Genomic DNA, 26,625 nt, shown 5'->3' on the forward strand with positions numbered 1-26,625 from the left:
ACGGCACGTGACGCAGCTGATCAGGGCTGTTCGGCCAGGCGCTCGATGAGCGCGAGGGAGTGGGTGTTGGCCGCGGCCACGATGGCGCGGGCCGCCTCGGCGTCGCGGCGGGCCAGGGCGTCGACCAGTTCGGTGTGACCGGCCCACAGGTGGTGGCGCACGTCGGGGAGGCGGCGCAGGTGCTGGACCGCGCAGACCCAGGACTGGACCCGCAGGCGATGCAGGAAGTCGGCCAGGTAGGGGTTGCCGAACAGGCCGCTCAGCTCGCGCCAGAAGCGCAGGTCGTAGCCGATCAGCACGGTGAGATCACCGGCGGCCGCGGCCCGCTGGGCCTCCTCGCCGCGCCGGCGCACCGTCGCCAGGGCCGCCGCCGTCCGCGGGTCGTCCATGGCGGCGAAGGCCGGGTGGTGGGTGGTGAGGGCCTGGAACATGCCGTCGGTGACCAGACTGCGGGCCTCGATCATGCCCCGGTAGTCGGCCACCGAGTACTCGGGGACGCGGAAGCCGCGGTGCTGGTCGGCCTCCAGGATGCCCTGCGCGGACAGGTCGACCAGCGCCTCGCGGACCGGGGTCGCCGAGACGCCGTACTGGTCGGCGATCTCCTTGACCGTGAACGCCCGGCCCGGCTGCAGCCGCCCCGCCAGCACCTCGTCACGCAGCGCGTCCGCGATCTGCTGGCGCAGGGTGCTGCGCGTCACGGCGCCGTTGCCGGGCATCGTCCGGGCCTCTCCTCACACGTATGGGTGACGTACTCGTAGGTGCTCGTCATCTCTTACGAGCACGTCACCTTACGCGTTCGGGTCCCCCCGGCGGCAGCTGCCGTTCGGTTACGCGGTGTACTCGTCGGCGACGCCCAGCGCCGCGTCCAGGGCCGCCAGGCCCTCCTTCAGCTCGGCCTCGGAGACGTTGCAGGGCGGGACGACGTGGGTCCGGTTCATGTTGATGAAGGGCCACAGTCCGTGCTGCTTGGCGGCGGCACCGAACGCGGCCATGGGGGCGTTCGCGTCGCCGGCCGCGTTGTAGGGCACCAGCGGCTCCCGGGTCTCCCGGTTCTTCACCAGGTCCAGCGCCCAGAACATGCCGACGCCACGGACCTCGCCGACGCTCGGGTGCCGCTCGGCCAGCTCGGCCAGGGCGGGACCGACGACGCTCTCGCCGAGCCGCTTGGCGTTCTCGACGACGCCCTCCTCCGCCATCACGTTGATCGTGGCGACGGCGGCGGCGCAGGCCAGCGGGTGCCCGGAGTAGGTGAGACCGCCCGGGTAGGGCCGCTTGCCGAAGGTCTCGGCGATCTTCGCGGAGATGGCCACACCGCCGAGGGGGACGTAACCCGAGTTCACACCCTTGGCGAAGGTCATCAGGTCCGGCACGACACCGAACAGGTCGGCCGCGAACCACTCACCGGTCCGCCCGAACCCGGCCATGACCTCGTCCAGGATGAACACGATCCCGTACTTGTCACAGATCTCCCGGACCCCGGCCAGGTAGCCCGGCGGCGGGACCATGATCCCGGCGGTGCCGGGCACGGTCTCCAGGATGATCGCCGCGACCGTCCCCGGCCCCTCGAAGGCGATCGTCGTCTCCAGGTGCTCCAGCGCCCGCGCGGTCTCCTGCTCCTCGGTCTCGGAGTAGAAGCGGGAGCGGTAGGGGTAGGGGCCCCAGAAGTGGACGACACCGGCGGTGCCGCTGTCCGAGGGCCAGCGGCGCGGGTCACCGGTGACGTTGACCGCCTGCTGGGTGCCGCCGTGGTACGAGCGGTACGCCGAGAGCACCTTCGCGCGGCCCGTGTGCAGCCGGGCCATGCGAATGGCGTGCTCGACGGCGTCCGCGCCGCCGTTGGTGAAGAAGATCTTGTCCAGGTCGCCGGGGGTCCGCTCGGCGATCAGCCGGGCCGCCTCCGAGCGCGCCTCGACGGCGAACGCGGGCGCGAACGTCGTCATCTTCGCCGCCTGCTCCTGGATCGCGGCGACGACCTTGGGGTGCTGGTAGCCGATGTTGGTGAAGACGAGTCCGCTGGTGAAGTCCAGGTACCGCCTGCCGTCGTAGTCCCAGAAGTACGACCCCTCGGCGCCGGCGACGGCGAGCGGGTCGATGAGGTCCTGGGCGGACCAGGAGTGGAAGACATGCGCACGGTCCGCGGCCTTCACCGCGGCGCCGGCTTCGGGGCTGAGCTGAGGGGTCATGCGGGCGAGCGTAAATGTCCGGGATGCGGACGCGACATCGGCGTCTTGTTCCGTGGGCGGGGCTTTTCCGCGACAGATTGTCGACGTGGGACGGCACCGCCGTTACGGAACCGTAGACCCAGGTCCGCGCGGCCCCCTGTACGTCCGCACTATTCTCGGTCCGTTGCAGACCTATGGGGGGAAGGCGGCGCGGGGATGGACAAGCTGGGACCGGGGGATCCGCAGCGGATCGGGGCGTACCGGCTGCTCGCGCGGCTCGGCGCGGGCGGTATGGGGCATGTGTACCTGGCCCGGTCGGACCGGGGCCGCACGGTGGCCGTGAAGCTGGTCCGCGAGGAGCTGGCCGAGCAGGAGGAGTTCCGGGCGCGGTTCCGGCAGGAGGTGACGGCCGCACAGCGGGTCGGCGGGCACTGGACCGCGCCCGTGCTGGACGCGGACACCGAGGCCGCGGTGCCCTGGGTGGCCACCGGGTACGTGGCCGGGCCCAGCCTGCAGCAGGTCGTCTCACGCGATCACGGGGCACTGCCCGAGCGGTCGGTACGGATCCTCGCGGCGGGGCTCGCGCACGCGCTCGAGGACATCCACGCGGCGGGGATCGTGCACCGGGATCTGAAGCCGTCCAACGTGCTCGTCACCATCGACGGGCCGCGGGTGATCGACTTCGGGATCGCGCGGGCGATGGAGACCATGGCGGGGGACGGGCTGACCCGTACCGGGTCGCTGGTGGGGTCGCCCGGGTTCATGGCGCCCGAGCAGGTGCGGGGGGACCGGATCACGCCCGCGTGCGACGTCTTCTGCCTGGGGTCCGTGCTCGCCTATGCCTCCACCGGTGTGCTGCCCTTCGGCGGCGCCAACAGTGGGGTGCATGCCCTGATGTTCCGGATCGCTCAGGAGGAGCCGGATCTGGAGGGGGTGCCGGAGGGGATCGCGGATCTGGTGCGGGACTGCCTGAAGAAGGATCCCGCTGCTCGGCCTTCGCTGGATCGGATTCTGGAGCGGACGGGGGCGGAGGACACGGTGTCCGGGGGGCGGTCCCGGGATCCCTGGCTGCCGGGGGCGTTGGTGGCGCAGTTGGGGCGGCATGCGGTGCAGCTGTTGGATGCGGAGGATCCGTCGCCGAGCACCCGGCCTTCGGACGGGTCTGTGTCCCCACCCGCACCACCCGTGCAGCAGTCGTCGTCGGGTGCGGGTGGCCCTGGTGGGGCGGACTCGCCGTCGGCGGGTGCGGGTGCGGGTGCGCCGGGGGCGCCTGGCGGTCCTGCTGCAGGGGTGCCTGCTCCTGCTTGGGTGCATCAGCAAGGGGGTGGTGGGTCGCCTGAGCATGCTTCTGTTGCTGATGATGTTCCTGCGGCGCCGCCGTCCAAGGGGAGCGGTGCGGCCGTCAATCATCTGCCGACCGTGGTTTCCGGGCAGACCCCGCCGCCCGGGCCGCCTCCCGCCGCTCCCGGGTACGGTGCGGCGGCCGGGCCGTATGCCTCGCCGGGGCAGTACGGGTATCCGCAGCAGCCCCAGCAGCATCCTCAGCCCCATGCCCCCGTCTACGGCTACCCACAGCAGTCGTACCACCCCTACGGCGGTGGTGGGCTCGGTTCCACCCCGCCCTACGGGCCGCCGCCGGTCGGGGTTCCGCAGGAGCCCGAGCGGCGCAACGGGCGGTCCACCGCGTTGCTCGTCGTGATCGCGTTGGTGGTTGCGCTGGGCGCGGGCGGGTCGGTGTACGCGCTGATGAACCATGGTGGGGACGACGGCAAGGCCGGAGGGACGGTCAGTCCTGCGCCCACCGTCACCACCACCGCACCGGGCGGTACCTCGCCCGCGCCCACGCCCACGACCTCGGCGCCGTCCTCCTCCGCGCCCGCGGACGGGGCGATCCCGGCCGGGTACCTCGGCACCTGGCAGACCACGATCGACAACTCCAGCGGCACCAACACCCGTCAACTCACCATCCAGCAGGGGAAGGTGGGGGACACCGTCCTCACGCTCGTCGCGGACGGGCCCACCGCGGGCGGGGGGACGTACCACTGCGTGTTCGAGGCGGAGCTCACCGAACAGCCCGGCAGCAACGGGCCGTTGGAGATCGGGCCGTCGAACGTCAGCTCCGGTGAGCCGCTGTCCTCCTGCTCGCCGGGCGAGGCCACCGAGGTCACGCTGCTGTCGGACGGGCGGCTGAAGCGGGTGAAGAGGAGCGGCGGGGAGAGCCTGACGTACACCAAGCAGTGAGGCGAACTCGCCTTCCTGCCACGGCTGTTGAACGTTGGGCGAACTCGACTCCACGGACCAGGTGCTGACCCGGGTGGCCCGGCTTCCCGGCGCGATCGGCTACAGCGAACTCAACCTGGCCACCCGGGCGAAGGGCCTCCACGTCCTCTCCCTGGACGGCAATGCCCCCTCGGTGGACGCCATCGAGCACGGCCACAGCCCCTACCCGTACCGCGAGATCGAGTACGCCTACACCTACGGCCGGCCGCCCGCGGACTCCCTGGCGTCCAGCTTCCTGACGTACCTGTCCAGGGGCAACGGCCAGAACATCATCCGCACGCACGGCCACGTCCCGTGCTGGACCCCGGAGGGCATGAAGCTGTGCGCGTAGCCGGTTGAAGCGCCGGGTGCCTAGCGCGGCTCCGGCGGACGTTGCCGCGGCATGTTCGGGCGCGTCCCGTTCGCCGGCGGCAGCGGAAACCGTCCCACGGGGCTGCCCGGGTCCACCCGTGCCCCGGACGCCACCGCCGCCTGGATGCCCAGCGGTGCCGTACCCGTGCGGAACTCCACCATCCAGTCGGTCGTCTCCGTGCGCACCAGCTCCATCACGTCCTCGGAGAACCGCCGCAGAACCGCCAGGCACCGGTCGGCCGCCTCGCCGGCCGTCCCCTCCGCCGGCCCCAGAACCTCCCGCACGCTCTCCGACGCCCAGTCGAACTGCAACGCCTGCAACCGCCGCTGCACAGCCTGTGCGGTCGCCACGTCCCTTATCCAGCCGGACGTGACCCCGAAGAACCGGTCGACCGCGACGCACGCCACCGCGAGCATCAGCGCCAGATACCCCCAGGGCGCCACCCCGCCGACCACCCCGGTCAGGTCCAGCATCGGCAGCGCGGCCCCGCACACCGCCCCGGCCGCCGCCCCGGCCCGCAGCGCCCGCGCCCCGCGCCGCTTCCACACCCGGTCCGTGAGATACCAGGACGCCGTCTGCAGTGCTCCCCGCTCCACCCACCGGTACAGCTCGTCGAGCCGCTCGGCGGGCTCCCCCCAGTCCCCGAGCGGGAACGACCGCCCGGTCAGATCGCCCGGCCGCAGCCCGGCCGCCCCCTCGCCCCACCCGTCCTGAGGCGGACCCTCGGGCTGCATCTCCGGCTGAGCCACCCGGCACTCCCTACTGAACACGACACTGAACACGGCCCGTCACACTGCGTGACATTGCATGCCGACGCGCGTCACCCTTCCTACCGCCCAATGGGTGGCGGGGTCGTAGCTTTCCTCTCTTTTCCGCCCGGAAGAGGGCCTTGATCAGGTATAGGCCTGCCGCTGCTCTCACTCGAAAGAGTGGCGGGGCGATGGCCGCGTAGACCACGTAGGCTCGTGCACAACGGAGAATCGACGCCGCAGGCGAAGACGAGGAACCAGGAGCTGATCGTGATCCCCGGTGGTGGCCAGCCCAACATGCAGCAGTTGCTCCAGCAGGCCCAGAAGATGCAGCAGGACCTGCAGCGGGCACAGGAGGAACTGGCGAACACGGAGGTTGACGGGCAGGCGGGCGGCGGACTGGTGCGGGCCACCGTCACCGGTTCCGGCGAGCTGCGCGGTCTGAAGATCGACCCGAAGGCGGTGGACCCGGAGGACACGGAGACCCTCGCCGACCTGATCGTGGCGGCCGTCCAGGCGGCCAACGAGAACGCGCAGACGCTCCAGCAGCAGAAGCTGGGCCCCCTGGCGCAGGGCCTGGGCGGCGGCAGCGGCATTCCCGGCCTGCCTTTCTAAGACGGGCCGCGGCCAACTACCGTACGTACTGAAAGACTCCAGGAAGGGCAGTCCGTTGTACGAAGGCGTGGTTCAGGACCTCATCGACGAGCTGGGACGGCTGCCCGGCGTCGGTCCCAAGAGCGCGCAGCGGATCGCCTTCCACATCCTGCAGGCGGAGCCGACGGACGTCCGGCGGCTCGCCCAGGCCCTCCTGGAGGTGAAGGCGAAGGTCCGCTTCTGCGCGACCTGCGGCAACGTGGCACAGGAGGAGCTGTGCAACATCTGCCGCGACCCGCGCCGCGACCTCTCGGTCATCTGTGTCGTGGAGGAGCCCAAGGACGTCGTCGCCATCGAGCGCACCCGCGAGTTCCGCGGCCGTTACCACGTGCTCGGCGGCGCGATCAGCCCGATCGAGGGCGTCGGCCCCGACGACCTGCGTATACGAGAACTTCTCGCGCGGTTGGCCGACGGGACGGTCACGGAGCTGATCCTGGCCACGGACCCGAATCTGGAAGGCGAGGCCACGGCCACGTACCTCGCCCGCATGATCAAGCCCATGGGCCTCAAGGTCACCCGCCTGGCCAGCGGCCTCCCGGTGGGTGGCGACCTGGAATACGCGGACGAGGTCACTCTCGGCCGCGCCTTCGAGGGGAGACGACTCCTAGATGTCTGACGCCACGCTGCACGCGACCGGCCGCAACCCGGACGACTTCGCGGTCCAGATCGCGGACCAGATCGAGAGCTTCCTGGTGGCCGTCACGGAGGTGGCGAAGGGCGACGAACCCGACTCGGCCGTCCCCTTCCTGCTTCTGGAGGTCTCCCAGCTCCTCCTGGCCGGCGGCCGCCTCGGCGCGCACGAGGACATCGTCCCCGACGAGCGCTACGAGCCCGACCTCGGCCCCGAGCAGGACGTGGACGCACTCCGCGAGAACCTGGCCCGGCTCCTCGACCCCATCGACGTCTACTCCGAGGTCTTCGACCCCTACGAGCCCCGGACGGCCCCCGTCCCGGCCCGTATCTCCGACGACCTCGCCGACGTCGTCACGGACCTCCGCCACGGCATGGCCCACTACCGTTCGGGCCGCACCACGGAGGCCCTGTGGTGGTGGCAGTTCTCCTACTTCTCCAACTGGGGCGGCACCGCCTCCGCCACCCTCCGCGCCCTCCAGTCCCTGGTGGCGCACGTCCGCCTCAACCAGCCCCTGGAAGAGCTCGACGGCCTCGACACCGACCAGGCGACCCTGGGCGACGAGACCCTGGAGTTCGAGGCGGGCCGGGTCATGGCGGAGGAGATCGGCGGTCCCCTGGGGATGCGCCCGGCCACGTAGCGCGCCCGGGCCCGCTCACAGCCCCCACAGGCCCTTCGTCAGCGTCGTCGCCCCGCCCGCGAGCGCCAGCAGCAGCACCAGCAGCCGCGCCCGCGGTTCGGGGACCCGCCCGGCGAGTGCCCGGCCGAGCAGCGCCCCCGCGGTCATCGCGGCGACGGCCGAGGCCCACTGGGCCGTCCCGAGCCGGGGCGTCCCGTTCGCGGCCACGGAGAAGGCGTTGACCAGGACGCCGTAGAACTGCGCGTTGGGCACGAACTCCCGTACGGTCCAGCCGGCGTTGACCGCGTAGAGGGAGACGGGCGGCCCGCCGACGCCGGCCGCGGAGTTCATGAAGCCGCCCACCGCACCGGCCGCGACCGCGCCCCGCGTGCCCCGCAGCATCGGTACCCGCGCGCCCCGCATGACCAGCAGGACGGCACAGGTGACCAGGCCGCCCATGACCAACAGAAGTACCGGCTCGGGCAGTTGGCGGGTCAGCCAGACCCCCGCCGGAACCGTGCACGCCGCGGCGACGCACAACGGCACCATCGCCCGCGGCCGCACCTGCCGCCACCCTCCGGCGAGGCCCACCACGCTGATGGCACCGGCGGCGCAGTTGGCGAGCGTGACCCCGTCGCCCGCCCCGAGCAACAGCACGAGCCCGGGGACGGCGACCAGCGCGAACCCCATCCCGGTGATCCACTGCACGGTCGAGCCGAGCAGCACGATCGCGGCGAGCAACAGGTCGCTTGTCACGGTTCGGCAGTCTGCCACCGGACCTCTTCGAATGCAGCGCCCAGATCCTCACCGCCTGGCGCCCCGACCTGCCGATCGACCACCCGCCGGCCCACTGCACCCCGTTCCCGGAGTAGCGACCCACGGCGCGTCACGGCCCGTGTCCCGGCGATGACCCCGCGGAAGCCGCAGGACCGGGAGCCGAGGTCGGGAGCCACTGTGAGCCGGGGCACGTTTCGCGTGGTGTGCCGTGGGCTGGGCAGGTTCCGGTCGCGAGCGCGTCGATCTCCCACCGTCCGACGTCTCACCATGCGGGAGCAGGACGGTGGATTTCGGACGCTCGTTAGACTGAGCCGACACAAACGAACCGAGCGAGGAGCGCACGTGGGCCTTGTCGTGCAGAAGTACGGAGGCTCCTCCGTAGCCGATGCCGAAGGCATCAAGCGCGTCGCCAAGCGGATCGTGGAAGCGAAGAAGAACGGCAACCAGGTGGTTGTCGTCGTTTCCGCGATGGGCGACACGACGGACGAGCTGATCGATCTCGCCGAGCAGGTTTCTCCCATGCCTGCCGGACGCGAATTCGACATGCTGCTGACCGCCGGAGAGCGTATCTCCATGGCCCTGCTGGCCATGGCGATCAAAAACCTGGGCCACGAGGCCCAGTCGTTCACCGGCAGCCAGGCAGGCGTCATCACCGACTCGGTCCACAACAAAGCCCGGATCATCGACGTCACGCCCGGCCGCATCCGGGACTCCCTGGACAAGGGCAACATCGCGATCGTCGCCGGCTTCCAGGGCGTCAGCCAGGACAAGAAGGACATCACCACGCTGGGGCGCGGTGGGTCCGACACCACGGCCGTGGCGCTGGCCGCCGCGCTCGACGCCGAGGTCTGCGAGATCTACACCGACGTCGACGGCGTGTTCACCGCCGACCCCCGTGTGGTGAAGAAGGCGAAGAAGATCGACTGGATCTCCTTCGAGGACATGCTGGAGCTCGCGGCCTCCGGCTCCAAGGTGCTGCTCCACCGCTGTGTGGAGTACGCCCGCCGCTACAACATCCCGATCCACGTCCGCTCCTCCTTCAGCGGGTTGCAGGGCACGTGGGTCAGCAGTGAGCCGATTGGGGACAAGAAGGTGGAGCAGGCCATCATCTCCGGTGTCGCGCACGACACCTCCGAGGCCAAGATCACGGTCGTCGGTGTACCGGACAAGCCGGGTGAGGCTGCCGCGATCTTCCGGACCATCGCCGATGCCGAGATCAACATCGACATGGTCGTGCAGAACGTGTCGGCGGCCTCCACGGGGCTGACCGACATCTCCTTCACGCTGCCGAAGACCGAGGGCCGCAAGGCCATCGACGCGCTGGAGCGCAACCGCGCGGGCATCGGTTTCGACTCGCTGCGCTACGACGACCAGATCGGCAAGATCTCTCTCGTCGGCGCCGGCATGAAGACCAACCCGGGCGTCACGGCCTCCTTCTTCGAGGCGCTGAGCAACGCGGGCGTGAACATCGAGCTGATCTCGACCTCGGAGATCCGTATCTCGGTCGTCACCCGTGCCGACGACGTGCCGGAGGCCGTGCGCGCCGTGCACACCGCCTTCGGGCTCGACTCCGACACCGACGAGGCCGTCGTCTACGGAGGCACGGGCCGGTAATGGCGCCGACCGGGAAGCCGACGCTCGCGGTCGTGGGTGCGACCGGGGCCGTCGGCGCGGTCATGCTCCAGATCCTGTCCCAGCGCGCGGACGTCTGGGGCGAGATCCGTCTGATCGCCTCCCCGCGCTCGGCCGGCCGCAAGCTGGCCGTGCGCGGGACGGAGGTCGAGGTGGTGGCCCTGACGGAGGACGCCTTCGACGGGGTCGACATCGCCATGTTCGACGTGCCCGACGAGGTCTCCGCCGAGTGGGCGCCGATCGCCGCCGCGCGCGGTGCGGTCGTCGTCGACAACTCGGGCGCCTTCCGGATGGACCCGGACGTGCCCCTCGTCGTCCCCGAGGTCAATCCGCACGCGGTGCGGAGCCGGCCGCGCGGGATCGTCGCCAACCCCAACTGCACGACCCTGTCGATGATCGTCGCCCTGGGCGCGCTGCACGCCGAGTTCGGGCTGCGCGAGCTGGTGGTGTCGTCGTACCAGGCGGTGAGCGGGGCGGGCCGGGTCGGGGTCGAGACGCTGCGGGCCCAGCTGTCCCTGGTCGCCGGGACCGAGCTGGGGACCAAGCCCGGTGACGTACGGCGGGCCGTCGGGGACGACACCGGGCCCTTCCCGGAGCCGGTCGCGCTGAACGTCGTCCCGTGGGCCGGCTCGCTCAGGGAGGACGGCTGGTCGTCGGAGGAGATGAAGGTGCGGGACGAGTCCCGCAAGATCCTCGGACTGCCGCAGCTGCCGGTCGCCGTGACCTGTGTCCGGGTGCCGGTGGTCACCACGCACTCGCTCACCGTCCACGCCCGCTTCCAGGGCGAGGTGACCGTCGACGGCGCCCGCGAGATCCTCGCCACCGCGCCCGGCGTCGTGCTCTACGACGACCCCGCCGCCGGTGAGTTCCCCACCCCCGCCGACGTGGTGGGCACCGACCCGACCTGGGTCGGGCGGGTGCGCCGGGCCCTGGACGACCCGACCGCGCTCGAACTCTTCGTCTGCGGCGACAACCTCCGCAAGGGCGCCGCGCTCAACACCGCGCAGATCGCCGAGCTGGTCGCCGCGGAATTCAGGGGAGAGGCACCCACCCCCGGATAAGACGTTTGTAGGATCCAAGTAAGAATGTGGCCGGGAGCATGGTCCAAAACGCTTGAACCACGCTCTCCGGCGACAGAGGATTTTCCTCCCCGCTCCTCGCAACCACGCGAAGGGCGGGGAGCGTCTTTGCGGTCACCTTTGCGGGGCGTGAGACGTGAGGATCCTGGCGTGGGGACGCCGCGATCGGGGCGTGGGGACGCCCGTTCAAATGGGATATAGGGGAAGAGCGGGACGCATGACGGCACTTGGGACACCGTCGGTTGTCGGACATGTGACGCCCGGCACGTACAACCCTGGCGGGGGGAGACGTGTCCAACTGGCGTGGCAGAGGTACTCGAACTCAGTGCGGCCCGCGGCACCGCCGCGCTCCGGCCGCCCCGCGCGGCGCTCCGGCCGCGCATTCCCGGCGGCATGCCGGTGATCGCGCCCATGCCCGCAGCGCGGCCCGCCCGCATACCCAGTCAGCGTGACGGCTCCGACGACACGGCGGCCGACACCGCCACCGCGGACACCGCGGTCGCCGGCACGACCGTCGACCACCTCACCGAGACCTACCGGGCGCACTACCGCTCCCTGCTGGGCCTCGCCGCGCTCCTTCTCGACGACACCGCCTCGTGCGAGGACGTCGTGCAGGAGGCCTTCATCCGCGTCCACTCGGCCCGCAAACGCGTCCGCGACCCCGAGAAGACCCTGGCCTACCTGCGGCAGACGGTCGTCAACCTGTCCCGCTCCGCCCTGCGCCGGCGCATCCTCGGCCTGAAGCTCCTCTCCAAGCCGATGCCGGACATGGCGAGCGCGGAGGAGGGCGCCTACGACTCGCTGGAGCGGCGCGACCTCATCAAGGCGATGAAGGGCCTGCAGCGCCGCCAGCGCGAGGTCCTCGTCCTGCGCTACTTCGCGGACATGACGGAGGCCCAGGTCGCCGAGACGCTCGGCATCTCGCTGGGCTCGGTGAAGGCGTACGGGTCGCGGGGCATCGCCGCGCTGCGGACGGCCATGGAGACTCCGGCATGAGCGAGCACGCCGAAGGGGGCGATTCCCATGATGGTTCTTCCCGCGAAGGCCACTCCGAGGGATGCCATGAGCCCTGCGTCCGGCACGAACCGACGAAGCACCACGAGCAAGAGCACACGCAATCGCACGCTGGGAACGGAACTGTGAACCACGGCCCCGACGAAAAGGGCCCCGAGGGGCTCGGCCCGGGCCCGGACGGGCTCGGCTCGGACGAGCTGGACCTGCGCCGGCTGTTGCACTCCGCGGTCGACGACCTGGAACCGCGCACCGGCACGCTGGACCATCTGCGCAAGGCGGTGCCCGCCCGGCGCGCCCGCAAGCGCCAGGCCGCCGTCGGCATGGCGGCCGCCGCCCTGTTCGTGGGCACGGCGATCCCCGCGCTGATCCACGTCTCGAACTCCGCCGGCACCGACCCCAACACCGCCATGGCCGGGCAGACCTCCGAGGCCCAGGGCGGCGCCACCCAGGGCAAGGACCCGGACGGCGGCTCCAGCAGCGTCGGCGGCTCCCACGGCAAGCCCCCCGGGCACGGCAAGGACAGCTCCAAGGGCGGCGAGCCGGGCAGGACCGGCGGCAACGGCACCGGCTCGACCACCGGCGCCAACCCGTCCGCCACCCTCGCCACGGGCACCCCGGTGTGCACGGCGGCCCAGCTCGGCTCCGCCACCCAGACCGTGGACGCCCCCGACTCCGCGGGTGTCGTCTACGGCACCTTCCGCGTCACCAACATCTCCACCGCCGGCTGCACCGTCGGCGGCCCGGGCACGATCGGTGTCTCGGCGCAGGGGGCAGCGGATCCGGCCAAGGTCCTCAGCGCTCGGCATGTGGCCGGGGACGCGGCGGCCTCCCTGCCCGACCCCTCCCTGGAGGTCGCGGGGCTGGTCCTGCAGCCGGGTGCGGCCTACGAGGAGAAGTTCGCCTTCGTGCCCTCCGAGACCTGCCCCACCACCGGTGGCTCCACCACCACCGGCGGCTCGGACACCGGCGGTCCCTCGCCCGACCCGACGCCCTCCCAGGACGCCGGCGCCACCGGGAGCACGGACACCGGCACCACGTCCTCCGGCACCACCACCCAGCTCGTCACCGAGGACGGCGCGACGGCCGACGGCAGTGTCCTGGTCACCCACACCGCGCAGGTGGGCTCGCCCAGCATCGCGGCGACCGTGCCGAACGCGTGCGCCGGGACGGTGTACTACACCGAGGTGCTCGCAGGGGCGTAGCCGGGAGCCGCGTGGTCCGAGGCCGTGGTCCGGACCTGTGGTCAGACGGTGGCGGCCGGGGCGGAGGTGTCCTCCTGCTCCTCCTGTACCAGGCCGAGCGCCGCGTCCCGCTGGAACTCCACCTCGCGGCGCAGCAGCCGGAACCACATGAAGACCACGAAGCCCGCGAAGACGAACCACTCGCCGGTGTAGCCCAGGTTCTGGAACGCCTTCAGGTCGAGACCGGTGCCGGCCGGCGCGGTCGCGGGCACGGCCTTCATCCCCGCGTCGGCCTTGTCGAGGGTGATCCAGGCGTCGTAGAGCTTGTCCGGCACCAGGTTCACCAGTGAGGCCGCGCTGATCGCCGCCGTCTGCCCGGCGGGCAGCCCGCCCTGGGCACTGACCCCGTTGTCCCCCGGGGTCTCGGAAGCCTGCAGCGCGCCGGTGACGGTGACCTCGCCGGCCGGCGCGGCGGGGGCCTTCGCCGGATCCGCCTTGCCGGGCAGCCAGCCCCGCACCACGGGCAGCGTCCTGCCGGAGCCGGTGCGCAGCAGCGTCAGCACGTAGAAGCCCTGCTTGTTGTCGACCTCCCGGCCCGGCACGAGCAGCTGCTTGCCGTACCGGCCGCTCGCGGTGACCCGGCGTCCCGAGGTGCTCTTGTCGACGGGCAGCATCTCGGCCAGCGGACGGGCCGTCTCCTGTCCGTCGGAGGCGGCCTGCTCGGTCGCGGCGCGGTGGTCCTGCACCCGCCCCTCGAACCGGCTCAGCTGCCACGACCCCATGAAGACGCAGAACGGGATGGCGAGCAGCACGAAGACGTTGATGCCCCACCAGCGGGGTGTCAGCAGAAACCGGTACACGCCCTCCACGGTACGGCTCCGTGTCCGGGGGCCCGGGCGGGGGGTTCCGCTCGGACGTGTGTGCGGAGTCGGTGGGCGTGGGGTGCGGAGTCGGTGGTCGCGGTCGGGAAGTTGTCCACAGGCTGGGTGCACCGGCCAGCGCATTGTGGGTGGGGCCAGGCACTATGGGCGCATGACTGGGGCCATGAGTGAGAGCAGGACGCCGGACACACCGGACATGCCGGACTGGGAGAAGCGCTTCCGGGCGCCGCGGGTCTCGCTGCCCGACTGGGCGGAGGACGCGCCGGACCGCTCCCTGTTCGTGTCGAACGCGACGGGCACGTACGAGCTGTACGCCTGGGACCGGGCGACGGGCGAGCAGCGGCAGGCGACGGACCGGCCGAACGGCACGACGGACGGCGTGCTCTCCCCGGACGGCGCGTGGATCTGGTGGTTCGACGACAAGGACGGCGACGAGTTCGGCATCTGGCGCCGCCAGCCCTTCGGCGGCGGGGCGGACGGCACCGCCGTGCCGGGCCTGGAGCCCTCCTACCCGGCCGGCCTGGGCCTCGCCCGTGACGGGCGTACGGCGGTGGTCGGCCGCTCGACGGACGAGGACGGCACGACCATCCACCTCGCGCGCGAGGGCGAGGACCCGGTCGAGATCTACCGGCACCGCGAGTCGGCGGGCGTCGGCGACCTCTCCTACGACGGCTCCCTGATCGCGATCGAGCACACCGAGCACGGCGACGCCATGCATGCGGCCCTCCGTGTGCTGCGCCCGGACGGCACGACGGTCGCCGAGCTGGACGACACCAAGGGCGGCGCCGAGGAACTGGGCCTGGAGATCCTCGGCTTCGCACCCGTGGACGGCGACACCCGCCTCCTCATCGGCCACCAGCGCCGCGGCCGCTGGGAACCGCTGGTGTGGAACGTGGCGACGGGCGAGGAGAGCGACCTCGCCCTCGACCTGCCCGGTGACGTCGCCGCCGAGTGGTACCCGGACGGCAGGGCCCTGCTCATCGTCCACAGCTTCGAGGCCCGCAGCGAGCTGTTCCGCTACGACCCGGCGGCGCGCGAGCTGACCCGCATCCCCACCCCGCCCGGCACGGTCTCCGGGGCGACCGCCCGCCCCGACGGCAGCGTGGAGTACCTGTGGTCGTCGGCCGCCGAGCCGCCCGCGGTCCGCTCCACCACCGGCGAAGTCGTCCTGGACCCGCCGGGCATGAAGTGCCCGCCGTCCGTGCCGGTCGAGGACGCGTGGGTGGAGGGCCCCGGCGGCCGCATCCACGCCCTGATCCAGAAGCCCGCCGGTGCCACCGGCCCCCTCCCCACGGTCGTCGACCTGCACGGCGGCCCGACCTGGCACGACAGCGACTCCTTCGCCGCCGGCCCGGCCGCCTGGGTGGACCGGGGCTACGCGGTGATCCGCATCAACTACCGCGGCTCCACGGGATACGGCCGGGCCTGGACGGACGCCCTGAAGCACCGGGTCGGCCTGATCGAGCTGGAGGACGTGGCCGCCGTCCGCGAGTGGGCGATCGGATCCGGCCTCGCCGACCCCGAGCGGATGGTCCTCACCGGCGGCTCCTGGGGCGGCTACCTCACCCTCCTCGGCGTCGGCACCCGGCCGGAGGCGTGGGCGGTGGGCATCGCGGTTGTGCCGGTCGCGGACTACGTCACCGCGTACCACGACGAGATGGAGTCCCTGAAGGCCATGGACCGCACCCTGCTGGGCGGCACCCCGGAGGAGGTCCCGGAGCGCTTCGAGGCGTCCTCCCCGCTGACCTACGTCGACCAGGTCAAGGCCCCGGTCTACATCTCCGCGGGCGTCAACGACCCCCGTTGCCCGATCCGTCAGATCGACAACTACGTCAAGCGTCTGGAGGCCCGCGGCGCGGTCCACGAGGTGTATCGCTACGACGCCGGGCACGGCTCACTGGTGGTGGACGAGCGGATCAAGCAGCTGAGACTGGAGATGGAGTTCGCGGGGAGGCACCTGGCAGGGGAGTGAGCCGAGCCGGCGGGCGTCGCGCGAGTGCGGGACGCCCGCCGGAGGGGGCGGTCGGCCGGTCAGTTCGTGCAGCCGGGTACGGCCCCGCTCAGCCCAGCTCGGCCAGGCCCCGGCGGGTGGCGGCGACCACGACCCGGTCCCCCTTGCGCAGTACGTAGTCGCCGGGAACGTCGGCGCGGCCCTCCAACGCCAGCACCCGGAACGCCCCCGCCCGGAACGCCTCCGCCATGCTCCGTCCCTCCAGCTCCGGGTGCCCGGCCACCTCGACCGCGGCGAGCAGCAGCACCCGCCGCTCCACCGGAATCGCCCCCAGCACCTGCCGCCCGAGCATCGCCCCGGCGAACGCGGGGGCGGCCAGATGCGACACGCTCCGGCTGCGTGTGGACGCCTGCGGATGGGCGGCCCGCAACGTCCGGTACACCGCGGTCGCGAAGTCGTCGTCGTACAGCCGCAGCACCACCCGCAGATCCGGCCTTACGGACCGCGCGTAGAGCACGGCCTCCAGATTCGTCGTGTCCGCGCTGGTCACCGAGAGCAGCGCATGGGCCCGATGGATCTTCGCGGCCTCCAGCACCCCCTCCTGGGTGACATCCCCCAGCACCACCGGCACCCGCAGCCGCCGCGCGGTCGCGAGCCCCCGTGCCTCCGGGTCGGACTCCACGCACACCACGGGAATGTGCAGCTCCCGCAGCCGGGTCAGCACCCGCGTACCGATCTTCCCGAGGCCCAGCAGCACCACATGCCCGCCGAGCCCGCGGGGCGGCTTGCGCAGCGCGGACGCGGTCCGGAAGGTGCCCAGTGCCTCGAGCACCGCCGCCAGCAGCACCGGCAGCAACAGCAACCCGACCAGCCCGGAGAGGAGTTGGAGGATCTGCCGCCCGAGGGGTGCTCCGAGCGCCGGATCGTCGATCGCGAACAGGTCCAGGAGCGTCAGGTAGAAGGCCCGCAGCGGATGGATCCCGGTGACCACCCACAGCGCGACGGCGAGCGCGACCACACACGCCACGAGCCCGGCCAGCGACCATCGCAGCCGCCGGGAGAAGAGGGAGGCGAGCGGCGGTACGACCCCCATCCCGCGCCCGGCCGTGGCAGCCTCGGGACCGCCGAAGGAGGACACCTGCTCCAGCACCACGGCGGCTCGCCCGGCGGCCTGCCGCACCTCCTCGTCGTCCGGCAGCAGCACGGGTTCCTGCTCCCTGCCGCCGTCGGACCCGTCCGCCCCGGCGGGATCCGCGCCGGGCGCCGAGAGCAGGGCCAGGGTGCACAGCCCCGGAGCGGCGGTCTGCCCGTCCCCGGACGGCGCCCGCTCCACGGCCCGCAGCAGCAGACTCTCGGTCTGTACGACCTTGGTCGTGCCGGCGACGGCGGCCGCGGCCAGCGCGGGCGCGGCGGTGTCGGCGTCGGACAGCACGGTCGTGGACGCCTCCACGTCATCGGCCCCCGCCGCGCCCGACGCCAACGCGGCCGCCTGGTCGAGGAGTTCCTCGATGTGCTGGCCCAGCCGGCGGTTGTACAGCCGCAGGACGAGCCGCAGGCGCGGGTTGAGCCGACGGGCGGTCAGGGCGGCCCGGATGTTGATCTCGTCGTCGTCATGGACGAGCGCCAGCGCGGCGGCCCGCTCCACACCGGCCTCGGCGAGCACGGCCTCCGTCAGCTCGTAGGCCTCCAACACCCGCTCGCCGTCGGCCCGGTGGGCATTGCCGCCGTTACCGCCGTTGCCACCGCTCCCCGTCGTCCCGTTGCCTCCGTTGCCACCGCCCAGTCCGACGGCGGCGCTGACCACCCGGTCGAGCAGCGCGGCCGAGGCGGCCCGGGCCCGCCCCACCACCGGGGGCCGTGCCGTGCGCTCGCTCGGCGGCACCACGAGGGTGACCTGCTCGCCGTGGACTCCGCGCAACTCGGCCGCCAGCCGGTGCGCGAGCCCGTCGTCACCGCAGACCACCATGTGCGCCGCCGGGGCGCCGGACCCACCTTGATACGGAACGCTCGCCACGAGGGAAAAGACTGCCCCAAGGAGACAGGTGGTTCCAGCAACGAAGTGAACACCCGTGCCCGCCATCGCGTATTGATGGGGAGGGAGAGGCAGCGCACAGCCGGAGGTACCCGCCCGTGGCCATCACCGAAGACGCCCCGCCCGGCGCCACCGAACGCGACCCGGCGCGCCCGTCCGGCGAACGGCCGGGCCGGGCACGTCAGGAGGGTCAGGCAATCCGGGCAGGCCAGAAGGGTCAGGACGGCCAGGAGGGCCGGCGCCTCAGCTCCCCGCTGATCCTCACCATGACCCTGCTGCTGGCGGTGCTCGCCCAGTCCCCGATCCGCGGGGCCCTCGGCACCCCGCTGATGCAGAGCTGGATGACCGTGTTCGTGGCCGTGACGGTCCAGGCGCTGCCCTTCCTGGTCCTCGGGGTCCTCCTCTCGGCGGCGATCGCGGTCTTCGTACCCCCGTCCTTCTTCGCCCGCGCCCTGCCGAGCCGGCCCGCCCTGGCCGTACCGGTCGCCGGGATGGCGGGCGCGGTGCTGCCGGGCTGCGAGTGCGCCTCGGTCCCGGTGGCGGGCGCGCTGGTCCGCCGTGGCGTGACCCCCGCGGCCGCCCTGGCCTTCCTGCTCTCGGCCCCCGCGATCAACCCGATCGTCCTGACCGCCACAGCCGTCGCCTTCCCGCGCAATCCGGAGATGGTCCTGGCCCGGTTCGTGGCCAGCCTTCTGGTGGCCTGCGCGATGGGCTGGCTGTGGCAGCGCCTGGGCCGCACGGACTGGCTGCGCCAGCCGGCCCACGGCGCGCACGAGGGCGCGACCAAGGGCGAGACCTTCTGGAACTCGGTCCGGCACGACACCGTGCACGCGGGCGGCTTCCTGGTCCTGGGCGCGATGGCCGCGGCCACGCTGAAGGCGGCGACCCCGGCGACCTGGCTGCGCGCGGCGGCCGACAACCCCCTGGTCTCCGTTCTCGCCCTCGCCGTACTGGCCGTACTGCTGTCCATCTGCTCGGAGGCGGACGCGTTCGTCGCGGCCTCCCTCACCCAGTTCTCCCTGACGGCCAAGCTGGTGTTCCTGGTGGTGGGACCGATGATCGACCTCAAGCTCTTCGCGATGCAGGCGGGCACCTTCGGCCGCGCCTTCGCACTGCGCTTCGCCCCCGCCACGTTCGCGTTGGCGGTCGTGGGCGCCGTGGTGACCGGGACGGTGCTCCTGTGAACCGCCAGGCCCAGGCGGCAGTGATGTTCCTGCTGGGCGCCGCCCTTCTGCACGCGGGCGCCACCGATCTCTACCTGCGCTACGTCAAGGCGGGCCTGCAACCGATGCTGCTGGCCTCCGGCGCGGTCCTGATCGCGGCTGCCCTGGCGACGGCGTGGTACGAGCGCAAGCGGAACAAGGCGGCGAAGGCCACCGCCCACGCCGACCACGCGCACCCGGAGCCCCGCATCTCCTGGCTCCTCGTGCTGCCCCTGCTCTCCCTCATCCTCGTCGCCCCGCCGGCCCTGGGCTCCTACAGCGCCCTGCGCACCGGCACCGCACTGCAACAGCCGTACGGCTACGGCAAATTGCCCGCCGGTGACCCGGTCCCGCTCAGCGTGGTCGACTACGCGTCCCGCGCGGCCTACGACCACGGCCGCTCCCTGAACGGCCGCCCGGTCCGCGTCACCGGCTTCCTGGCCCTGGACCACAGCGGCGCGCCCTACCTCGTCCGCATGGCCCTCAACTGCTGTGCGGCGGACGCCCAGCCGGTGAAGATCGCCCTCACCGGCAAGCTCCCCCCGGTCCTGCAGCCGGACGCCTGGCTGGAGGTCACGGGCACCTACACCGCCAAGCTGACCCACGACCCCGTCAACAACGGCCCGATCCCGTACCTGTTGGTCACCTCGGTGAAGCCGGTACCGACGCCGCAGGATCCGTACGACGAGACCTGGAACAACTGAGGCGACGTGCCCGCAGGCCGCCCGGATGCGCTGCGGTGGCCGTGCCCGTTGAGTCGGATGAGTTATCGTTCCTCGTCGACCTCGACTGTTCGCGAATGGGAAGCGGAGTAGGAGACGATCTCACGGTGTCCGATCTTGGGCGGCTCATAGCCGGCCGATACCTGCTGGTGGAGCGGGTGGGCAGTGGTGGCATGGGCACCGTGTGGCGGGCTGAGGACAAGCTGCTCGGCCGTCACGTCGCCGTGAAGAAGCTGCACATTCCGCCGCATCTGCACGACGACGAGGTCCACCGGCTCTACGAGCGCACCCGTCGTGAGGCCCGCAGCGCCGCCCGGATCACCCACCCCAACGTGATCGTGGTGCACGACGTCGTCGATGACGAGGGCCTGCCGTGCATCGTCATGGAGTACATCCCCTCGGTCACGTTGAGTGACGTCCTGAAGCGTCAGGGTGCGCTGCCGCCCGAGGAGGCCGCCCGGATCGGCCGTGCCACGGCCGCTGCCCTGCGCGCCGCCCACGACGCCGGGGTCCTGCACCGCGATGTCAAACCCGCCAACGTTCTGCTGGGGCACGGCGGGCGGATCGTCCTCACCGACTTCGGGATCGCCATGGAGTCGGGAACGTCCTCGCTGACCAAGTCCGGCGAGTTGATCGGCTCCATTCGCTACCTGGCGCCCGAGCGCCTCAGGAACGCGCACAAGGAGCCCGGTCCCGCCAGCGATCTGTGGGCCCTCGGGGCAACGCTGTACCAGGCGGTCGAGGGTCGGCTCCCGTTCCACCGCGACACCCCGATCGAGACCGCGTACGCCATCGCCACCGACGCCTACGAGCCTCTGCGCAACGCCGGGGACCTGGCCCCGGTGATCGAGGGTCTGCTCGTCAAGGAACCGGAACAGCGGATGGACGTGCACGAGGTCGAACGCCTCCTAGACGATGCGACCGGCACCGGCACCGGCACACGGAGCGCTCCCATCGATCCGCCCACCCGCCCGGACCGTGTCGACGACCTCGCGCCTCCCGGACGCAAGGGCGGCGGCAACCGCCGCCGAACGGTGACGCGGTCGGTTCTGGCCGTGGCACTCGCCGCCTGCGTGGCGGGCGGTGCGCTGTGGTGGCTCAGGGGCGGTGCCGATACGCCGCACACCGACCGGGCCGATGCCTCCTCCGCCTCCTCGCCGAGTACCAGCCCCTCCGGCTTCACCGTGCCGCCGTTGCCCGCCGGATACCACCTGGAGAAGGCGGACACCGGCATCTCCGTCCCTGTCCAGGACGGCTGGACCAGAAAGACGCTGCCCGGAGGCGAGGTCGGCTACATAGACCCTTCCGGCAAGGTGGGCCTGAGGGTCAACGTCGTCCAGTTCGCGGGCACCGATCCGCTGCAGCACTGGCGTGAGACGGAAGAGGACCAGACCCGTCGCGACAATGCCAACTATGAACGGGTGAGGATGGCCGCGACCAAGTTCCGGGGGCGGCCTGCCGGGTACTGGGAATTCACCTTCGACGGCAGGGCACGCAAGTACCGGGGGGGCGGAGCTGGCATTCGCCGGCGCCGACGGCACCCAGTATGTGATCTACCTGTCCGCGCCGGACGCGCAATGGCACACGTACCGGCCGGTCTTCGACACCGCCGTCAACGGAGCCCGCCTGAGCGGCGACGATCGCTGAACCGGCGCCCGGAAGAGGGTCAGAAGAGCCCCGATGCGCGCAGGACCTGCTGGGCCTCGTCGTCGATGTGGCGGCCGAGGCGGGCCAGGACGTGCGCGCCGTGGTGCAGTGTGCCGCGTTCCAGGGAGCGGCGGACGCCCGTGTCGAGTTCGTGCCAGAGCAGCGGGTTCGCGGCGAGGATCCGGGGATCGAGCTGGACGCGGTGCCCTTGCACGTCCCGTAGGACGAGGTGGGAGGAGACGCCGTCGTACTGCCGTACCGCCGCCAGCGCGTCCGTGTGGACCACGAGGCGGCGCCAGGGGGTGCGGACGGCCAGCCGGCCGGGGCCCGCGCGACCCGCTGCGGCAGCAGGAGGACGCACACCGCGGCCGACAGGGCGACCCAGAGCAGCGTGCGCACCGGCGTCAGGCTCTCCGCGTCCCAGCCGACGAGCAGGGTCATGGCGCAGAACGTCAGGGCGCAGCCCAGAGCGAGCCGGACGGAATCCTTATGCCTCGGCCGCTCCGCCCGGCCCGAGAATCGGTCCCCGCGCCGCATTGCGGCCCGCCCCTATCGGCACTTGCCCACAGGGGCCCGGGTCATGTTGCTGCCCTTGTGCCTCGCAGCACCCAGGAAGCGGCAGCCATCCGTACGACGAGACCTGGAACAACTGACGGGCCGGGCGGTCAGCCCAGGCACACCACGAGCAGGCAGAGCTGGGCCGGGGAGGTCGCGGCCGGGGAGGGGCTCGTCTGGGGCGTGCCCGAGTCTGTGCCGCTACTGGTCGAGGGGGCGGGAGCGGGGGTGGACGGCTGCTGGGCAACGGTGCCGGTGCCGTCGGAGGCCGGGGCGGGGGCCTGCCGGTATGCGGTCGGCGTCTGCGCCGGGACCGGAGCGGCGGCGGCGTCCGGGTGGGTGTTCGCCACGGTGGTCCGGGGTGCGGTGGCGACGGTCCGCCGGTGCGGGCCGGCGGCCGCGGGCTGCTGGGTGTGGGCCGGGGTCGTGGTGCGCGGGGACCGGTGCTGGCCGGGGGGTGTCGACACCGGAGGAGTCCCGGCGTCGGTCTCTCCGTCGGTGGCGCCCATGGGCCGGTTGTCCGGGGCCGAGGCCGCCTGGGCCCGGTCGGGGGACTGGCGGTCCATCGAGGCCAGGGTGAGCCCGCCGCCGACGAGCGCGACGGCCGACGCGACCGCGGCCCGGCGCTTGTTCTTCTTCCACCGGGCCAGCTGGCGGCGCCGGGCGGCCCGTCCCTGCGAGGCGGCGGGCGCGTCCTCCACGTCGTCGGACGTGGCCTCGTCCCTCGCGGACGGCGTGGGCTCGACCGCGAGATCGTCGTCGTACCAGGCGGCGGAGGAAGCGGCGGAGGGGGCGGCCGCTCGCGCCGTGGGGACGGCCGCCGGCGTGTGCGGGGCTATGTCCGGGGCGTAAGCGCCGCAGCCGGGACACACCAGGGCGCCGTTCAGATGCCGACGGCACGAGGAGCAGTAGTCCATGTGAGGTCTTTCCGATTCGACGCGTTCGCACGTGGGATCGAGCGGCAACGCTAACGAGGCTTTCGGAAGACCGTGTGCGGCCCTTGTGGCACTCCTGCACACATTTACCTGGTCTCTTGTGAGGAGGCCCTCACGCCGGGGAGGAATCGCAACCCGTGACATCGGCGCGGAGCGTCGCAGCATCCGGCTTCCCGAGCGCGGAGTGCCGCTGCGGCTTGCTAGGCGGAGCCGGGTGAAGGGGAACGCGTGTGTCTGTGTTCGCCGATTGGGGTGATCGTGGCGGGAGAGGGGTGCGGGTGTGCGGATCTCGCACGTACGGTCGTCCGGCAGGGGGACACGGAACGTGGGCGGGGTGATGGCATGGCAGCAGCGGCGGAGACCGGCGGAGTGGGGCATGCCCGGTACACGTTCCGGCTTCGCGTGTCGTCCACTGCCCGCGGAGCCTTGATGGCGGAGTGGGACCGGTGCCGGTGGGTGTGGAACGAGTGCGTGGCCAAGTCCAAGGCCGTGCACCAGGACAACAAGGCTACCGGGCTCAAACGGACGTGTGGCCCAGCACAGCTCGACAAGATGCTAACCGAGGCGCGCCAGGCGACCCCATGGCTGCGCGAGGGCTCCTCGGTGCCGCAGCAGCAGATCATCAGGGACTTTGGCAAGTCCCGCGCCAAGGCCCAGAAAGACATCAAGGACCGGCTGCCTATGCAACGCCGGGCAGGGATGCCCAGGTGGAAGAAGAAGTGCGAGGCGCTGCCCACCCTCAACTACACCCGACGCGGCTTCCGTTTGAAGGGCGCAGAGCTGCACCTGGCGGGCGGGATCGCTCTGACCGTGGTGTGGTCGCGGGACCTGCCAGCCGACCCTTCCAGCGTCCGCGTCTACACGGACAGCATCGGCCACTGGTACGCCAGCTTTGTCGTCCCCGCCGCCGTTGAGTCGCTGCCGGAGACCGGTGCGGTGATCGGCATCGACTGGGGTGTGAAGGTGACTGCGACCACCACATCCGACACCCATGATCTCCCGCACGCCGAGCACGGCAGGAAGGTCAAGGAGAAGCTGACCCGATATGACCGGATGATGGCCCGCCGCAAGCCGAAGAAGGGTCAGGCCGGATCGAAGGGCTACCGCGAAGCGAAACGACTGCGCGCCAAGCTGCACAAGAAGGTCGCGCGTCGACGCCAGGACGCCGGCCGCAAATGGGCCAAGTCCGTCGTGACCGACCATGATGCTCTGGCCGTCGAGGACTTCAAGCCGAAGTTCCTCGCCCGGACTTCGATGGCCCGCAAGGCCGCTGACGCTGCCATCGGCGCCACCAAGGCGGCCCTGATCGAGATGGGACGCAAGCACGGCCGTGCCGTGCACCTGGTACATCCGGCGCACACCACGATGGACTGCGCGCACTGCGGAGCGAGAGCCAAGCACGCACTGCCGCTGGGTGAGCGCACCTACACCTGCACCGCATGCGGAACCGTGAGCCCACGGGACAAGAACTCCGCACGTGTGATGCTCGTCCGGGCTGGTCTCAACCCGGCTGGTGCTGAGGGCGTAAGACCACCTGGGGCGCTGCCCCTGGCGGCCGCCTGAGCCAGGAATCCCCTCCCTTCCGGGCGGGGAGGATTCAAAGGGGATTCATGGGGTGACTCGTGCCCCTCGTGAAACGGGGGCACGCACGCGGACGGCCGATCCCGAGGAGCCGTACGGCCGTCGCGCGCGGAGACTGGTCCGGACCGTTCTGCCGTCCGTGGTGAGGTCCCGATGGCGTATGGCCTGGCACGTCGTGAGCTGGAACCGCGGGTCCCGCTGCGCCCGGGCGAGGGGGAGAAGCACCACCTCACCAGCCTGGAAGGGCTGGCCGCGCTGTCCCTTGACGCGCTCAGCTCGGTCGCGTACGGCCCCGAGGCCATCGTGCTGGTGCTGGTCACGGCCGGGACCGCGGCGCTGGCCGCCACCCTGCCGATCACGCTGGCGATCACCTTCCTGCTCGCGGCGCTCGTCGTGTCGTACGCCCAGGTCATCGCCGTACACCCGGACGGCGGAGGCGCCTACGCGGTGGCCAAGAAGGACCTGGGCGTGACCGCCAGCCTGCTCGCCGCGGCCAGTCTGGTCGTCGACTACGTCCTCACGGTCTGCGTCAGCCTGACCGCGGGCGCGGACGCCCTGGCCTCCGCGTTCCCCGACCTGGCCCGGGACAAGCTGCTGGTGTGCCTGGTGGGGCTCGCGCTGCTGACGGTCGTGAACCTGCGCGGTGTGACCGAGAGCGCCCGGGTGCTGATGCTGCCGACCGTGCTGTTCGTCGTGGCCGTCCTCGGGGTCGTCGTCGGCGGCCTCCTCCGCTCCCATCCGGCGGCGGTGGTGGGCACCGCGCAGCCCGTCCAGGCGCACGAAACCCTGGGTCTTCTGCTCCTCCTCAAGGCGTTCTCGTCCGGCTGCTCGGCGCTGACGGGCGTGGAGGCCATCGCCAACGCCGTGCCGACGTTCCGCACCCCGCGGGTCAGGCGCGCCCAGCGCACCGAGTTCATGCTGGGCGGGCTGCTGGGCCTGATGCTGATCGGCATCGCCGTGCTGATCCGCCGTGACCACGTCGCCCCGCGCGGCGGTGTCACCGTCCTGGCCCAGCTCACCGCGGGCGTCTACGGCGACGGCTGGGCGTACTACGCCACCAACCTGATCGTCACCCTGGTCCTGCTGCTCGCGGCGAACACCAGTTTCGGCGGGCTGCCGGTGCTGATGAGCCTGCTGGCCCGCGACCACCGGCTGCCCCACCTGTTCGGGCTGCGCGCCGAACGGCCCGTCTACCGCTACGGCGTGGTGGCGCTGGCCCTGCTGGCCGCGCTGCTGCTCGTCGCGTCCGACGCCGACACCCACCGGCTGATCCCGCTGTTCGCGATCGGGGTGTTCATCGGCTTCACGCTCAGCCAGCTCGGCCTCGTCCGGCACTGGGCGACCGAGCGACCCCCGGGCTGGAAGCACCGTGCGCTCATCAACGGCACCGGGGCGGTGCTCACCACCCTGGCCGGGCTGATCCTCCTCTTCACCAAGTTCCTGGAGGGCGCCTGGGTGGTCGTGATCGCCGTGCCGCTGCTGATGCTGCTGTTCTCCCGCATCCAGCGCTACTACACGGAGGTCGGCGAGGAACTCGGCCTCGGCCGCATCCCCGACCCGCCCGCCCCGCGCCCCGGCAGCCTGGTGATCGTCCCGCTCGGCGACGTCAGCAAGCTCGCCCGGCAGGCCATCGGCGCCGCCCTCGCGCTGGGCGACGAGGTGGTCGCCGTCGCCGTCCACAACGACCCCGACAAGACCCGCGCCCTCCAGGAGGCGTGGGCACGCTGGAACCCGGGGGTACGCCTCGACGTCATCGACAGCCCGCACCGCTCCCTGGTCCGGCCGATGGTCGAGTACGTGCAGCACGCGGCCCGTGACGGCCGGCAGATCGCGGTGCTGATCCCCGAGGTCGAACCCCGGCACCGCCGCTACGAGATCCTGCAGAACCAGCGGGGCCTGCTGCTGGCGACCGTGCTGCGGGCCCGCACGGACGTGGTGGTGTGCATGCTGCCGTACCGGCTGCGGATGTGAGGCGGGGCGGAGGGCGGC

General features: G+C 71.9%; 21 protein-coding genes and 3 pseudogenes. 16 read left to right on the forward strand and 8 right to left on the reverse strand.

All coding sequences use genetic code 11. The features are described 5' to 3' along the window. Positions 1–20: 20 nt before the first annotated feature. Positions 21–716, reverse strand: a complete 696-nt coding sequence (locus ACIRVH_RS38355) for a GntR family transcriptional regulator (RefSeq protein ID WP_403963686.1) — start codon at positions 714–716, stop codon at positions 21–23. Between the two features lie 111 nt (positions 717–827). Further along, positions 828–2,183: an aspartate aminotransferase family protein gene (locus ACIRVH_RS38360; RefSeq protein WP_403963689.1), complete on the reverse strand. Its 1,356-nt coding sequence runs from the start codon at positions 2,181–2,183 to the stop codon at positions 828–830. A 195-nt stretch (positions 2,184–2,378) separates the two neighbouring features. Between ACIRVH_RS38360 and ACIRVH_RS38365 the strand changes: the two genes are divergently transcribed. Both ACIRVH_RS38365 and ACIRVH_RS38370 read left to right on the forward strand, forming a co-directional pair. Next, complete coding sequence (locus ACIRVH_RS38365; protein ID WP_403963692.1) at positions 2,379–4,403, forward strand: protein kinase; 2,025 nt, start codon at positions 2,379–2,381, stop codon at positions 4,401–4,403. Between the two features lie 40 nt (positions 4,404–4,443). Further along, positions 4,444–4,773: pseudogene (locus ACIRVH_RS38370) on the forward strand (phosphate ABC transporter substrate-binding protein); the annotation flags it as partial. 20 nt (positions 4,774–4,793) lie between these two features. Here ACIRVH_RS38370 and ACIRVH_RS38375 read toward each other — a convergent pair. After that, a complete protein-coding gene (locus tag ACIRVH_RS38375) occupies positions 4,794–5,543 on the reverse strand; it encodes an SLATT domain-containing protein (RefSeq protein ID WP_403963695.1) in 750 nt (249 codons plus the stop codon). Positions 5,544–5,813: 270 nt separating this feature from the next. Here ACIRVH_RS38375 and ACIRVH_RS38380 point away from each other — a divergent pair, with 270 nt between their 5' ends. From ACIRVH_RS38380 to ACIRVH_RS38390, 3 genes are read left to right on the forward strand one after another with little or no spacing between them, the layout of a single operon-like run. Then, a complete protein-coding gene (locus tag ACIRVH_RS38380) occupies positions 5,814–6,158 on the forward strand; it encodes a YbaB/EbfC family nucleoid-associated protein (RefSeq protein WP_145886284.1) in 345 nt (114 codons plus the stop codon). Between the two features lie 55 nt (positions 6,159–6,213). Beyond that, positions 6,214–6,813, forward strand: coding sequence for a recombination mediator RecR (gene recR, locus ACIRVH_RS38385; RefSeq protein ID WP_403963697.1), 600 nt, complete (start codon positions 6,214–6,216; stop codon positions 6,811–6,813). Beyond that, positions 6,806–7,468, forward strand: a complete 663-nt coding sequence (locus ACIRVH_RS38390) for a DUF5063 domain-containing protein (RefSeq protein ID WP_403963699.1) — start codon at positions 6,806–6,808, stop codon at positions 7,466–7,468. Before recR ends, ACIRVH_RS38390 begins: the two co-directional genes overlap by 8 nt. 15 nt (positions 7,469–7,483) lie before the next feature. On the opposite strand, the gene ACIRVH_RS38395 is transcribed toward ACIRVH_RS38390, so the two are convergent. Then, positions 7,484–8,203 (reverse strand): TSUP family transporter, encoded by a 720-nt coding sequence (locus ACIRVH_RS38395; RefSeq protein WP_403963703.1) that lies wholly within the window; start codon positions 8,201–8,203, stop codon positions 7,484–7,486. Positions 8,204–8,214: 11 nt separating this feature from the next. On the opposite strand from ACIRVH_RS38395, the pseudogene ACIRVH_RS38400 reads away from it, so the two are divergent. The 5 genes and pseudogenes from ACIRVH_RS38400 to ACIRVH_RS38420 form a co-directional block, all read left to right on the forward strand. Further along, positions 8,215–8,319: pseudogene (locus ACIRVH_RS38400) on the forward strand (methyltransferase); the annotation flags it as partial. 247 nt (positions 8,320–8,566) lie between these two features. Beyond that, entirely contained in the window at positions 8,567–9,838 is a 1,272-nt protein-coding gene (locus ACIRVH_RS38405) for an aspartate kinase (RefSeq protein WP_145886290.1), read from the forward strand. Continuing rightward, positions 9,838–10,917: an aspartate-semialdehyde dehydrogenase gene (locus ACIRVH_RS38410; RefSeq protein WP_403963708.1), complete on the forward strand. Its 1,080-nt coding sequence runs from the start codon at positions 9,838–9,840 to the stop codon at positions 10,915–10,917. The genes ACIRVH_RS38405 and ACIRVH_RS38410 overlap by 1 nt, the downstream gene beginning before the upstream one ends. A 321-nt stretch (positions 10,918–11,238) precedes the next feature. Next, complete coding sequence (locus ACIRVH_RS38415; RefSeq protein WP_403963711.1) at positions 11,239–11,931, forward strand: SigE family RNA polymerase sigma factor; 693 nt, start codon at positions 11,239–11,241, stop codon at positions 11,929–11,931. A gap of 143 nt (positions 11,932–12,074) precedes the next feature. After that, entirely contained in the window at positions 12,075–13,151 is a 1,077-nt protein-coding gene (locus ACIRVH_RS38420; protein ID WP_403963714.1) for a hypothetical protein, read from the forward strand. Between the two features lie 41 nt (positions 13,152–13,192). Here ACIRVH_RS38420 and ACIRVH_RS38425 read toward each other — a convergent pair whose 3' ends face one another. Further along, complete coding sequence (locus tag ACIRVH_RS38425) at positions 13,193–13,990, reverse strand: SURF1 family protein (protein ID WP_403963716.1); 798 nt, start codon at positions 13,988–13,990, stop codon at positions 13,193–13,195. A 184-nt stretch (positions 13,991–14,174) separates the two neighbouring features. Here ACIRVH_RS38425 and ACIRVH_RS38430 point away from each other — a divergent pair, with 184 nt between their 5' ends. Further along, a complete protein-coding gene (locus ACIRVH_RS38430) occupies positions 14,175–15,983 on the forward strand; it encodes a prolyl oligopeptidase family serine peptidase (protein WP_403963718.1) in 1,809 nt (602 codons plus the stop codon). 88 nt (positions 15,984–16,071) lie between these two features. Here the strand turns inward: ACIRVH_RS38430 and ACIRVH_RS38435 are convergent, their stop codons facing one another. Next, a complete protein-coding gene (locus ACIRVH_RS38435) occupies positions 16,072–17,928 on the reverse strand; it encodes an NAD-binding protein (protein ID WP_403963822.1) in 1,857 nt (618 codons plus the stop codon). A gap of 263 nt (positions 17,929–18,191) precedes the next feature. Here ACIRVH_RS38435 and ACIRVH_RS38440 point away from each other — a divergent pair, with 263 nt between their 5' ends. The 3 genes and pseudogenes from ACIRVH_RS38440 to ACIRVH_RS38450 form a co-directional block, all read left to right on the forward strand. Then, entirely contained in the window at positions 18,192–19,178 is a 987-nt protein-coding gene (locus ACIRVH_RS38440) for a permease (RefSeq protein WP_403963825.1), read from the forward strand. Next, positions 19,175–19,900, forward strand: a complete 726-nt coding sequence (locus ACIRVH_RS38445; RefSeq protein WP_403963721.1) for a TIGR03943 family putative permease subunit — start codon at positions 19,175–19,177, stop codon at positions 19,898–19,900. Before ACIRVH_RS38440 ends, ACIRVH_RS38445 begins: the two co-directional genes overlap by 4 nt. A 191-nt stretch (positions 19,901–20,091) precedes the next feature. Further along, positions 20,092–20,763: pseudogene (locus ACIRVH_RS38450) on the forward strand (serine/threonine-protein kinase); the annotation flags it as partial. 821 nt (positions 20,764–21,584) lie between these two features. On the opposite strand, the gene ACIRVH_RS38455 reads toward ACIRVH_RS38450, so the two are convergent. After that, on the reverse strand, positions 21,585–21,926 hold the full coding sequence (locus ACIRVH_RS38455) for a hypothetical protein (protein ID WP_403963831.1): 342 nt from the start codon (positions 21,924–21,926) through the stop codon (positions 21,585–21,587). A gap of 304 nt (positions 21,927–22,230) precedes the next feature. After that, positions 22,231–23,037 carry a hypothetical protein gene (locus ACIRVH_RS38460; protein ID WP_403963723.1) on the reverse strand — a complete coding sequence of 269 codons (807 nt, stop codon included), beginning with the start codon at positions 23,035–23,037 and terminating at the stop codon, positions 22,231–22,233. A gap of 360 nt (positions 23,038–23,397) precedes the next feature. On the opposite strand from ACIRVH_RS38460, the gene ACIRVH_RS38465 reads away from it, so the two are divergent. Then, the gene (locus tag ACIRVH_RS38465) at positions 23,398–24,618 is read left to right on the forward strand and encodes an RNA-guided endonuclease InsQ/TnpB family protein (RefSeq protein ID WP_403963726.1); all 1,221 of its coding nucleotides are present in this window, start codon (positions 23,398–23,400) and stop codon (positions 24,616–24,618) included. Positions 24,619–24,789: 171 nt separating this feature from the next. Next, positions 24,790–26,607, forward strand: coding sequence for an APC family permease (locus ACIRVH_RS38470; protein ID WP_403963730.1), 1,818 nt, complete (start codon positions 24,790–24,792; stop codon positions 26,605–26,607). Positions 26,608–26,625 lie beyond the last annotated feature (18 nt).

The sequence above is a fragment of the Streptomyces sp. NPDC101165 genome, from assembly GCF_044768135.1.
GTDB lineage: Bacteria > Actinomycetota > Actinomycetes > Streptomycetales > Streptomycetaceae > Streptomyces.